Below are 2,700 nucleotides of genomic sequence, written 5' to 3' on the forward strand. Positions count from 1 at the left end.
CATATGATCGCGTTTCCCATCTGTATGGTCATACCCTTCTTTGTCCCACCATTGATTGCTACCGGGCGCGTGCATATATTGCAAATGCGGGTGCGCGATATCGCCATTTACAATCGTTTCCATATTAAAATTGACGACAATAAACCCCTGCTTGAGAAAAATCGGTGACTTCTCATCCAGTCCCCCATGTGACCGCGCATATGCCGCCAAATCGGTTCCTTTGGGCACGACATACACCTGTGCAGGCAAACTATATTCCCCATACCACTGCTGTACACTCGCATTCACACGTGCCGCCGAAGCCGATGCGTTCGCTGGATGGGCGAAAGTATGAATAAATGTACGTAGCGGTGAAGGGAGAATTTGCACCCCATAACTGCCGGTGTACGTGGGCTGATTCGCTCGTTTAAGAAAATGGGCGATATACTGGGCTTCGGTCTTATGCCAACCGGACGACAGCGCATAGATCGATGCGGCGGTGTTCGTTAACACCGCTTCAGGTACGTTGCGCAAACGCTGATTCAGAATCATCTTTCGGCGCTCCACATCTCCCTCCGAGCCGATCTGTACAAAGTGCGCTGTATCCGAATGATAATACAGATCAACCGGAACACGTTCCGGTGGCGTAGCAGCGGATTGATCGTGGTAATAAAAAGTCGGACGAATCCGAATCGCATCTTTATTGCCAAACAGATTGCCGCTCGTTTTCAGATCGAATTTGAACGGATAGCCGGTTTTCACGGTGACATTTTTCGCGCCTGGCAGCGGATGACTGCCCCGTAGAATCGGCAGTACATACGGGCTGGCATTCCCACGTAACTGCCCATCGATTCCATTCGGTCCGACCCAGTACGAGTTTCCGGTCGGCTGACGACTGCCGGTTGCCGTGCGAAACACCTTTTCCCAGTTCAAATCGGCGATATCGGTCACATGAAAATCGTACATTCTGCCGATCACTTCCACTTCAACCGTATCTTTTGCCCCATGCTGGCGCAGATCGGTATTCGCATAGGACTGGACGGTAAAATGGGTCGGTGCATTGGCAGCGATCGTGCGAAAAGCGACCGTATAGTCCCCTTCATCAATCCAAATCGGCAGCTGAAATACAGTGTCCAGCTGCCGCACTGGAAGATCGATCCAAGTTTGTTGCGGGTACAACATGTGACGGTCTTCGCTGTACACATCAAACGGAAACCACACTTGTTTTGCTTGGATATAGTTGGCGAAATCCCGCTTGCCGTAGCCTGGATAGGCATCGCTATCGAGATGCTGTCCGGTCGTTGGGATGCGCACGGTGAACGGGCGATTTAAGATCAGTGCCTTACGCGTCGTGGACGGCACGGTCTTTTGGTTATGGGCGTGATCGTCTGACATCGCTGCCTCATTGACGACCGGGGTATGGATCGTGACCGAATTGATGGTAGAGATCGGATAGCTTCGATCGCCTTCTCCATGCACAGCGCCTGCAAGCATCGTATACAATATCGTGCCGGTGGACGGGAGGTTCGCTTGGTTAGCGAGCGTGTTGCTAATTCGTTGCGACCCTTGGAATAGAATCGATGTCCCGGTATCCTTAAAAGAACGGATTTTAGCCGGTGCAGGAATCGATTGCGGTAGAGGGGTCGATTTCACCCAGTCTCCATTCATGACTTCGGTTGTTTTGTCGTGATAGCGGAACTGTACGGCATCATTGCGTACGTCCGGATCATCGGTCTGGCTGTCTACTTGATGTTGAAGCTTGCTTTGGTCATTCGGCAGCGAAGGTCGACCCGATTTCCCTCCATCTAGCGTGCCCGGGCTATACGTCATCGAGCCAGGGTTAGCTGGACGCACATGATCCTTCACCTCCGTACTGGCTTCCTTCGTTAACGTCGGCGGCATGTAATGCGCGGCTGGCAGCGTCACGGTACCGCCGGGCAAGGCATGATTCGTTACTTTCGCTTGGGCGATGCCCAACACTTGCAGTTGCTGAATTTGCCAGTACGCATACGGACGTGTGAAGCTAAACGTATACGTTTTGGTCTCACTGGCGGTGCGTGTGCTCCATGTTTTGCGGCTGTTCTTTTCTTGCCACTTGAGGCTATACCGTACCCTCACTTCGCAGTCATACCGGATCGTGCCTTTCCTTTCGGCAAATGTATGCTGGAACAAATACGCATATCCCCACGCATTGGCGTACACATATTCACTCGTGGGTATGCCTTGGGTCGCATCAAAATGCCGTCCATTCGCCCGATCATCGCTCAAAATGTGGGCGGCAGCTTCGGGGTTTAGCTGTTGGTTACTCATCGTTTGGGCTGATATGGGCGGCAGGATCGTATACGCACATCCTCCTTTTCCGTCGGAAGCCGGCGCTTCATCTTCACACTGTTCATTGTCGGCACTCGTTTGACCCGGTTGACACGGTTGTCCGACTTCGTAGTATTGGTAGATGCGATACTGTTCAAATGATCCGGTATACGGCTGTAAAGCTGGCGGATGTCCTTTGGTGATCGCTTGTGCTGTCGACGGATCGCTGCCATCGGTTGTTTTTTTGTAGCCGGCATAGGTGTAACCTTCATGGGTTGGGGGTTGGAATTCATATGTAGTGCCTGGCTTCATGTGTTCGATGCGCGGCGGGAAGATGTCGTTAAGCGATTTGCCGTCGATCGTTTTGTAATGGACGCTTAGGTCGGCTGTGAGTTCGATTTGGAACAGGAC

Annotated in this window: 1 protein-coding gene; it reads right to left on the reverse strand. The window is 52.1% G+C overall.

Annotated features, from left to right (window positions below; all coding sequences use genetic code 11):
• The coding region (locus tag U1I11_RS21595) for a DUF5704 domain-containing protein (protein ID WP_322908154.1) at positions 1–2,700 on the reverse strand (2,700 nt) is incomplete at both ends.

Origin of the sequence: Paenibacillus campi (genome assembly GCF_034659835.1) — a bacterium.
In the GTDB taxonomy this organism is placed as follows: Bacteria; Bacillota; Bacilli; order Paenibacillales; family Paenibacillaceae; genus Saccharibacillus; species Saccharibacillus campi.